This is a genomic window from Blautia sp. ZXY-1-C6 (assembly GCF_056339875.1).
Genome location: NZ_JBWJVQ010000148.1, coordinates 1 through 9,498 on the forward strand (window position 1 = coordinate 1; position 9,498 = coordinate 9,498).

A 9,498-nucleotide genomic window follows, 5' to 3' on the forward strand; every position below is an offset into this window, starting at 1 on the left:
ATGAGCAGAAAAGCGTTCCTGCTTCCAAGCGCGGTTCCAGTACTCTTCGTAAGACTCTGTTTCAAGTCATGGATGTTCTCATCAAAACAAAGCCACAGGATGATCCTGTCTACTTGTTTATGGATAAGAAACGAGCACAAGGAAAGCCTTATTACGTCTACATGACAGCCGGTGCGAATAAGTTTCTTCGCATCTACTATGGTCGAGTGAAAGAATATCTGTCTTCACTCCCAGAATAAATATCTCGTCAATACCTTTATTTTTAGACCAGCGAATATCGGTGGTCTTATTTTAATGTTCAAAATCTTGCAAAAATTTTTGCCTGAAATCATCAATTTGCTATTGACTTTTTATTTGCAGGCTCGGTAATTGAATTGCCGAGGATTCCCGCTTATTATCCTAAAAATGAATAATCGTCAGAAGAACTGTCAGGCTGAGTGATAAGTTTAACTGAATAGGGTAAGTCCCCTGCGGAGGTTGCGAAAAGCAATAAGCAGGGGACTTTTGTCAGCTATGTACAATATTGACTTAAATCAAAAAAAGTTTCATATAAGTCATGAAATAATTAACAGTATGTTGACTGAGATTTTATAGAATAACAAATTAAGTCAAGCGAACAGGCAAAAATATTTGACTGGAAATTTACAAATTGCAAATTAGGTCAAGAAATTAGTGTGGATTGTATGATTTGAAAATCAAAATCTATTGATTAAGTCAAAACGCCAGTTAATAATCGTTGATTTATATTTCTGTTTTTTCAATTTAAGTCATCAGAGACAGATTTATTCTGTTTCCGTAACTTTGATTTTTTTCTGGAAATCTCTGGTATAGTGAATCTCATAATCAGAAGTTACGAAAAATGCCTGTACATCGTCCAGAGACTCGGCCAGTTTCATGCCATCCTCCAGACCAAGAGCAAAGCAGGTCGTGCTCAGCGCATCCCCGTCCACAGACTGATCGGAAATAATGGTAACTGCAATCAGCCCGTTATCATAAGGATAGCCGGTTTTAGGATTGAGCAGGTGATGATACAAAGTGCCATCCTGTTCAAAGCATCTCTCATAAATTCCTGAGGAAACCACTGACTTATCCCTGATGTCCATAACAGCAATAGTTTCGCTTCGGTCTGCAAATGGTTTCTGGATCCCGATCTTAAAAGCAGAATTGTCTGTTTTTTCGCCAATACAGAGAACATTTCCGCCAAGATTGATGATCGCACTTTTTACATTCTGAGAAACCAGATAATCCTTCAGGCGGTCTGCGATATAACCCTTGGCAATGGCACCTAGTTCGATTGCAGTATCGTCTGTCTTTAATGTAATCTCATTTTTATCTGTATCAACAGAGATATTGTGATAATTGCATTTGGGCAGTGCTGCCTGGATCAGACTGTCCTTGGGCACTTTTGGATTTTCAGCAGTAAAATTCCACAGAGAAGTCAGCGGTTCAATAGCAATATCAAATGCACCCTCAGATAATGCAGAATAATCAAGTCCCTTAGAAACCAGCTCCGCCAGAGAAGCCGACACCTGATAAGTATCCTCTGTTCCCTTCACAGGTGTAAGTTCCCGATGGTTTAACTGATATAATTCACTGTCATCTGCGGTGCGGCTGAATATTTTCTCATACTTGTCACAAAGATTCATGCATTCTGTAAGCAGCTCTCTGTCCTGAGAATCATAGATAGTGACCGTAACTGCAGTATTCAGTTTGATCGCAGTGGCAGAGATGGGATCCTGGGAACCGGCATCCGTATTTTTGACATTTTCCGTTTTTGCCGAACATCCGGAAAAAACAGCCGGACATAATATAAGAGATGCTGCGAGCATTGAAAAAGTACAGCGTGTTATTAATTTTTTTGCAGATATATGATATAATATCATAAATGTAACCTCATAGTTATTTTATGGAATTGCTATAAGCAATAGTTCAGGGAAGAAATATCTTTTGATCCCAACACCATAGTATATCAGAAACAGCAAACTTTGCACAGGTACAAAGGCAACAGAAAAAATCCAAAAGGAGATACCGGATAGAAATGAAATATGCCGGAAACAAAGAGAGGAGTAAATAATGTCCGATGCAGTAAACTGCGAATATTGTGTAAACTACAGTTATGATGATGACTATGAATGCTACACCTGTGAAATAAATCTTGACGAAGATGAAATGGTGAAGTTCATCACCGGAAACTTCAATCAGTGTCCATACTTCAAGATGGGTGACGAATACCGCATTGTACGTAAGCAGATGTAGAATTTATAAAAAGTAACAAATATTCAACTAAGCGAGGAATTAAGATAATGGAAAACGTTTATATTATGAACCATCCGCTGATCCAGCATAAAATATCCATGCTGAGAAACAAAAACACAGGAACAAATGAATTCCGTAAATTAGTAGAAGAGATTGGAATCCTCATGGGATACGAAGCTCTCCGGGATCTTCCTGTAGAAAATGTAGAAGTAGAAACCCCTATTGAAACCTGCATGACACCAATGATCTCAGGAAAGAAGCTGGCGGTTATCCCTGTGCTCCGCGCAGGCCTTGGAATGGTAAACAGTATTCTCACACTTGTGCCATCTGCAAAAGTAGGCCATGTAGGACTCTATCGTGATCCTGTAACCCATGAACCACACGAATACTACTGCAAACTCCCGGAAGCAATTGATGAGCGAATTTCAGTGATCGTAGATCCAATGCTCGCAACCGGTGGCTCCGCAGAAGCAGCCGTTGACTTTGTCAAAAAACAGGGCGGAAAAAACATTAAATTCATGTGCATCATCGCAGCCCCTGAAGGACTCAAACGTCTCCACGAAGCGCATCCGGATGTTCAGATTTACTGTGGACATCTTGATCGTGAATTAAACGATCACGCCTACATCTGCCCAGGCCTTGGAGATGCCGGAGACCGTATCTTTGGCACAATATAAGAATAACGTGATTCGTTACATCTTATATCTATACTGTACTATACTGCGCATATGAAGAATTCACCCTGCATCAATATAGCAGAAATTTGTTTTAGATATACTGACAATTTGTTACTGTTCACTCCGTTCATAGTAACGTAGCCAAAATTCATTCCAGATTGCCTGCGGCAATGGAATTTTGGCTTGTATGTCTCGGGATTTTGGCATATTCATGCCAAAACACCTCGCGGGACAGTGGTGTGTGAACAATAATGACAATTTTCCAACTACCAGCGTAAGCAGGATTCTCTTTTGGGGTGAATCTTGCAGGGAGTGTAGTAACTCTTAGGCCTGCGGAATCTGCGTTATGAAAAAAGAAGGCAACTGTCTGAGCCGCAGGCGAGTTTTGCCTTCTTTTTTCATGCACTTAGCAGATTTTGCAGGCCTTAGAGTTCCTGCTCCCGAAACTGAACCCCAAAAGAGAATCCTGCTTACGCGTCCCTTAATGAAAAAATCAACAAAAAACCGAAAAAACCTCTTGACAACTCAAATCTCATATGCTATCTTATACCAGAACGCTGCCGAAGACAGTAGGTGCCGCAAGGCATAAGTTGTAAACGCCTACCGAGGACTAAGTATTCTTTATATTTTTATGTAAGATTACGCAAGCCCTACTGCCAGACAGTAAGGCTTTTTATTTACTCATTTGCAGCGGTATACAAAATCTATAAGGAGGTGTACCATTTCATGGCAAAAGTAGAACTTAAACAACCAATCGTAGACGAAATTATCAACAACGTGAAAGATGCAGAATCTGTAGTACTTGTTAACTACAGCGGTCTTACAGTTGAACAGGATACTGCTTTACGTAAGGAATTAAGAGAAGCTGGTGTTGTATACAAAGTATACAAAAACACAATGATGCATCGTGCATTCGAAGGTACTCAGTGCGAAGAACTTATCCAGCACTTACATGGAACAAACGCTATAGCAATCTCTGCTACAGACGCAACTGCTCCTGCAAGAATCCTTGATAAATTCGCAAAGAAAGCACCGGCTTTAGAATTAATTGCAGGTATCGTTGAAGGAAACTACAACGATCAGGCAGGTATTCAGGCACTGGCTGGAATCCCGTCCAGAGAAGAACTTCTCGGCAAACTGCTTGGAAGCATCCAGTCTCCGATTACAAACTTCGCTCGTGTGCTTAATCAGATCGCTGAGAAAAACGGCTCTGAAGCAGCAGCTGAATAATTTTTGATGCCAGAGGCATAAAACGAATCTAGTAACTATTCGAAAATCACCATCCACGAGGATGCTGAAGAGTTACCGAATTAAATAATATTATATGGAGGGAATTTAAAATGGCAAAATTAACAACAGAAGAATTTATTGCAGCAATCAAAGAATTATCTGTATTAGAATTAAACGACTTAGTAAAAGCTTGTGAAGAAGAGTTTGGTGTATCCGCAGCAGCAGGTGTTGTAGTAGCAGCAGCTGGAGCAGCAGAAGCAGCAGAAGAGAAAGATGAGTTCGATGTAGAACTTGCAGAAGTTGGACCAAACAAAGTTAAAGTTATCAAAGTTGTTCGTGAAGTAACTGGCTTAGGTCTTAAAGAAGCTAAAGAAATGGTTGACGGAGCTCCTAAGGTTGTTAAAGAAGGCGCATCCAAAGCAGAAGCTGAAGATATCAAAACAAAACTTGAAGCTGAAGGCGCTAAGGTTAACCTTAAATAATTATCTTCCTATTATATATAGAAGATTTGCAAGCAGGAATGCCACTGGTATTCCTGCTTTTTTTACAGAGCCGGAGGATTACAGACTATGATGAAAAGAAAAACGGCAGTCATATTTGGTATCATCATTGCAGCCCAGCTTTGCCTGACTCCATATGCAGGTGTAAAAGTACAGGCGGCTGAACTGGAAGAAGGACAGATGTTTGAAGATTCATCAGAAGATTCAGAGACTTTTGGAGATGTGTCAATACCGGATACGCAGTCGGCAGAGAAAACTGAAGAGAATGAATTTGGGGATGACGACGGTTTCAGTGATGGAGACGTTGAAACTTTTTCTGCGGAGGATGCGGATCAGTCCTGCGAAAATATGCAGGAACTTGTGCTGAATGTGCAGGATGGAGAGGATATTACTGTAAAGTTAAATACACTGCTGGCACAGGCCAGGGACAGGGCAACGGATGAAAAGCAGTGCAAAGTTATCGTGCCGCCCGGAAATTATACACTTACGGGAACTTTGCATATGTACAGCAATATCTATCTATATGCAGAGGGTGCCACGATAACAAAGACTTCACCGCGAAAAGAAATCCTGCTCCGTCTTGGCGATACAAAGAAATCTGCAGGCGGATACGAGGGATACCGTAATATAACTATCGATGGCGGAACCTGGGATTCAAACTATGAATGTGTGGAAGACAAGGGAGGACCTGGAGGGTTTGTAGGTTTTAGAATCGGTCATGCTACGAATGTTACAGTGAAGAATGTTACATTTCTTAATAACCTTAAATCGCATTTTCTGGAACTTGCAGGAGTGAAGAATGCAGAAATTACAGGATGTACGTTCAGGGGCTACTGGAAAGAGTTTACAGGCGGCGGACAGGAATGTATCCAGCTGGATGCCTGTATGCCGAGAATTTTCCCAGGATATCTTCCATATGACGGAAGTGTCTGTGAGAACATTGTGATAAAGGATAATACCTTTGAAGATGTATTTGCCGGCATTGGAAGCCACAGCATGATGTTTGATAAACCGTATAAAAATATCACGATCAGTAACAACCGGTTTAATAATCTGAAAAAGAGAGCAATATGGTGCCTGAATTATCAGGATACGGTTGTGACGGGAAATACCATGACAAATGTGGGCGGTGGTGTTTATGTGCGTTCTGTTTATACCAGAAATGCACATACTGTCAGCGGTCAGGAAGTATCTCCGGAGGGAAATCAGTACGCAGAGAATATTCTGATCGCTGATAATCAGATCACAGTTCTGGAACCAACCGTAATAGATGGCAAACAATGGAATGGATATGGAATCTGGATCACAGGCGAGGTATCTCTGGGCTCAGCAGGAGAAACTATTCCTTCTGAAGATGATGATCCTGAGAATACAGCAAATCCGACGACCAATGGAATTCCGGCGGGAAGATATATTATTCGCGGAGTTACAGCCAGAAATAATACGATCAGCGGAAATTGCGACGGAATTAAATTTTCCCTTGCAGAAGACTGTTCATGCAGGGGGAACACAGTCAGACTTTCTGATAGTCATACCTACAACAATATGGGGATCAGTGTTGCCAAGGGAAGCAATATCAGAGTTTCCTATAACAATCTTTCCGGCGGAAACGGATATGGGATTTATGCAGTCGGAACAGAGGCTTCACAGAAAATCTGCCGGATTTACGGAAATACAGTCTCCGGATTTATGAAAGATGGGATTCTGGCTTCAGGGCTTGCAGCAGGAAGCCGTATTGAACACAACAGAGTTAGTACCGGTGCGGCAAATGGCATACTTGTAAAATGTATTGATAAGAGTGTGGTTGATGGTAATTATAGTTTTAAAAATAAGGCAAGAGGAATTCTTCTGCAGAGATGTGAGTCAGCAATGGTAGCGGATAATTTTGTTTCTGAAAATGCGATCAATGGAATTGAACTCAATATAAGAAGCAATCATTCTTCTGTGCAGGGAAATGTCTGTGGTTCCAATAAAAAATCAGGTCTGCGAATTGCCGGATCAAAGGGGATTTCGGCAGACGGAAATTCCTTCCGCGGCAACAGAGGATATGCGGCGGAATTTATCCGCTCTCATATCAGCAGTTATAAAGGCAATCGTTTTGAAGAAAATGGATATTCAAATCGTATCCACGTAAGAAACAGTAAAATCTCGAAGAAATAGCGTTACTGTTCGCTCCGTTCACAGTAACGAAATAGCGATTGTTGCAATTATTTGAAAAAATTAAAAAAATATCAAAAAAGTGATTGACAGGCGCAACTTGCTGTGCTATAGTGAAGAATGCTATATTATGGCAAGATGTGCCTTTATGTCTTTTGGCAAAAAGGGTCAAGTTATAATAAATTTAAAGAAAAAACAGGGGTGAAACGTCAATGGAAAAAAACAGAATTCGTTCTGTAAAAACTGGAAAAAGCATGCGTATGAGCTACCAGAGACAAGAAGAAGTCCTGGAAATGCCAAACCTGATCGAAGTCCAGAGGGATTCTTATAAATGGTTTCTTGATGAAGGACTTAGGGAAGTCTTTGATGATATTTCTCCGATCGCGGACTACAGCGGAAAGCTCAGCCTGGAATTCATCGACTTTACATTTGACGAGAAGGATGCGAAATATACTATCGAACAGTGTAAAGAACGTGACGCAACTTACGCCGCACCTTTGAAGGTTCGAGTGAGACTGATTAACAAAGAAACAGAGGAAATCAACGAACACGAGATTTTCATGGGAGATTTACCGATCATGACTGTTACAGGTACCTTTGTCATCAATGGTGCAGAGCGAGTAATTGTCAGCCAGTTAGTACGTTCCCCTGGAATCTATTACGCAATAGCGCATGATAAACTTGGTAAGAGACTGTTCTCCAGTACTGTTATCCCGAACAGAGGTGCATGGCTGGAATATGAGACAGACTCTAATGATGTTTTCTATGTACGTGTTGACAGAACAAGAAAGGTTCCGATCACTGTTCTGATCCGAGCACTTGGTGTAGGAAGCAATGCAGAGATTATTGATCTCTTCGGTGAAGAGCCAAAGATCCTTGCAAGTTTTACAAAGGATACATCCACCAACTATCAGGAAGGTCTTCTTGAATTATACAAGAAAATCCGTCCGGGTGAGCCGCTTGCAGTTGAGAGTGCGGAGAGCCTTATCAATGCAATGTTCTTTGATCCGAGAAGATATGACCTTGCGAAAGTTGGACGTTATAAATTTAACAAGAAGCTCCACCTCAACAGAAGAATCGTTGGTCACAGACTGGCTGAGGATGTTGTTGATGCTTCTACAGGCGAAATCCTGGCAGAAGAAGGAACTGTTGTGACAAAAGAAATGGCAAATACCATCCAGAACAGCGCTGTTCCATATGTATGGATCCTTGGCGAGGAAGACCGCAGAATCAAGGTTCTTTCTAACTTAATGGTTGATATCCGCCACTATCTTCCGGAAATCGAAGATCCAAAGAGCATCGGTGTTACAGAAGCAGTATACTACCCTGTTCTCGAAAACATTCTGGAAGAAAATGATACATTAGAAGACAGGATTGCAGCAATCCACAGAGATATCCATGATCTGATTCCGAAGCATATCACAAAAGAAGACATCTTTGCTTCTATTAACTACAATATGCATCTGGAATATGGCCTTGGCAATGCCGATGATATCGATCACCTTGGCAACCGTCGTATACGTGCGGTAGGTGAGCTGCTTCAGAACCAGTACAGAATCGGTCTTTCCAGACTGGAACGTGTGGTTCGTGAGAGAATGACAACTCAGGATACAGAGAATATTTCTCCACAGTCCCTGATCAATATTAAACCTGTAACTGCAGCAGTGAAAGAGTTCTTCGGTTCTTCCCAGCTGTCACAGTTTATGGATCAGAACAACCCTCTTGGTGAGCTGACACACAAGAGACGTCTTTCCGCCCTGGGACCTGGTGGTCTGTCACGAGACAGAGCCGGATTCGAGGTTCGAGATGTCCATTACTCCCATTACGGAAGAATGTGCCCTGTCGAGACACCTGAAGGTCCTAACATCGGTCTGATCAACTCTCTTGCATCTTATGCAAGAATCAATCAGTACGGATTTATTGAGGCACCATACCGCAAGATCGACAAATCAGATCCTAAGAATCCTCGTGTAACAGATGAGGTTGTATATATGACTGCTGATGAAGAGGATAATTACCATGTAGCACAGGCGAATGAGCCTCTGGACGAAGAAGGATATTTCATTCATAAGAATGTATCCGGTCGTTTCCGTGAAGAGACTCAGGAGTATGAGCGTCATATGTTTGATTACATGGATGTATCTCCTCGTATGGTATTCTCCGTCGCTACTGCCCTGATCCCGTTCCTGCAGAACGACGATGCCAACCGTGCGCTGATGGGATCAAACATGCAGCGTCAGGCTGTGCCGCTTCTGACAACAGAGGCTCCGGTAGTTGGTACTGGTATGGAAGTGAAGACAGCAGTTGACTCCGGTGTCTGCGTAGTTGCAAAGAAATCTGGTACTGTACTTCGTTCCACATCTACAGATATCAGCATTAAGAATGATGATGGTACAAAAGATGATTACCATCTGACTAAATATCTGAGAAGTAACCAGAGTAACTGTTATAACCAGAAACCAATCGTATTCCAGGGTGAGCACGTAGAGGCAGGACAGGTTATCGCAGATGGTCCTTCCACAGCAAACGGAGAACTTGCTCTTGGTAAGAACCCGCTGATCGGATTCATGACATGGGAAGGTTATAACTACGAGGATGCGGTACTCCTCAGTGAAAGACTTGTTATGGACGATGTTTATACATCTGTTCATATTGAAGAATATGAATGCGAAGCCCGT

7 protein-coding genes, 1 pseudogene and 1 other annotated feature are annotated in these 9,498 nt (G+C 41.8%); of the genes and pseudogenes, 7 read left to right on the forward strand and 1 reads right to left on the reverse strand.

Features of this window, described 5'->3' with window-relative positions; all coding sequences use genetic code 11:
- Positions 1-239 (forward strand): annotated as a pseudogene (locus AC075J_RS06230) (IS110 family RNA-guided transposase); the annotation flags it as partial.
- A 543-nt stretch (positions 240-782) separates the two neighbouring features.
- On the opposite strand, the gene AC075J_RS06235 reads toward AC075J_RS06230, so the two are convergent.
- Complete coding sequence (locus AC075J_RS06235) at positions 783-1,883, reverse strand: FAD:protein FMN transferase (RefSeq protein ID WP_055201017.1); 1,101 nt, start codon at positions 1,881-1,883, stop codon at positions 783-785.
- A 190-nt stretch (positions 1,884-2,073) separates the two neighbouring features.
- Here AC075J_RS06235 and AC075J_RS06240 point away from each other — a divergent pair, with 190 nt between their 5' ends.
- From AC075J_RS06240 to rpoB, 6 genes are all read left to right on the forward strand, one after another.
- The gene (locus AC075J_RS06240) at positions 2,074-2,256 is read left to right on the forward strand and encodes a DUF6472 family protein (RefSeq protein ID WP_008705180.1); all 183 of its coding nucleotides are present in this window, start codon (positions 2,074-2,076) and stop codon (positions 2,254-2,256) included.
- A 47-nt stretch (positions 2,257-2,303) separates the two neighbouring features.
- Positions 2,304-2,933 carry a uracil phosphoribosyltransferase gene (upp, locus tag AC075J_RS06245; RefSeq protein WP_055152742.1) on the forward strand — a complete coding sequence of 210 codons (630 nt, stop codon included), beginning with the start codon at positions 2,304-2,306 and terminating at the stop codon, positions 2,931-2,933.
- 542 nt (positions 2,934-3,475) lie between these two features.
- Positions 3,476-3,618, forward strand: a sequence feature (ribosomal protein L10 leader region).
- Between the two features lie 41 nt (positions 3,619-3,659).
- Complete coding sequence (gene rplJ, locus AC075J_RS06250; RefSeq protein WP_055201013.1) at positions 3,660-4,163, forward strand: 50S ribosomal protein L10; 504 nt, start codon at positions 3,660-3,662, stop codon at positions 4,161-4,163.
- Between the two features lie 110 nt (positions 4,164-4,273).
- Positions 4,274-4,645 carry a 50S ribosomal protein L7/L12 gene (gene rplL / locus AC075J_RS06255; RefSeq protein ID WP_008705176.1) on the forward strand — a complete coding sequence of 124 codons (372 nt, stop codon included), beginning with the start codon at positions 4,274-4,276 and terminating at the stop codon, positions 4,643-4,645.
- Between the two features lie 87 nt (positions 4,646-4,732).
- On the forward strand, positions 4,733-6,823 hold the full coding sequence (locus AC075J_RS06260) for a right-handed parallel beta-helix repeat-containing protein (RefSeq protein WP_055201010.1): 2,091 nt from the start codon (positions 4,733-4,735) through the stop codon (positions 6,821-6,823).
- 209 nt (positions 6,824-7,032) lie between these two features.
- A partial coding sequence (rpoB, locus tag AC075J_RS06265; protein WP_476390149.1) for a DNA-directed RNA polymerase subunit beta occupies positions 7,033-9,498 on the forward strand: 2,466 nt, incomplete at its 3' end.